This is a genomic window from Isoptericola croceus (assembly GCF_029382255.1).
Lineage (GTDB): Bacteria > Actinomycetota > Actinomycetes > Actinomycetales > Cellulomonadaceae > Isoptericola > Isoptericola croceus.
Map to the genome: position 1 here is coordinate 1 of NZ_JARLLG010000483.1, position 256 is coordinate 256.

Annotated in this window: 1 pseudogene; it reads left to right on the top strand. The window is 58.2% G+C overall.

From position 1 onward, the window contains the following. Positions 1 to 79: 79 nt before the first annotated feature. Positions 80 to 256, top strand: a pseudogene (locus tag PZC42_RS23465) (glycogen-binding domain-containing protein); the annotation flags it as partial.

Genomic DNA, 256 nt, shown 5'->3' on the forward strand with positions numbered 1-256 from the left:
CAGCCAGGCGGCCGTATCGGGCCAGTCTGACGGTTTGGAAGTTCGCGGCTGACTTGACTACAGGGCCCACGCTGGGAACGAGGTGTACGTCACCGGCACCTTCGACGACTGGGGCAAGACCGTGAAGCTGGACAAAAAAGGTGACATCTTTGAGAAGGAAGTTGAACTCCCCGAGACGGACGAGAAGGTGCACTACAAGGTAGGCTCCAGCCAGATCCCACTATTTCCGGCGCCATCAAGCCAGAAGAAGTCCCCT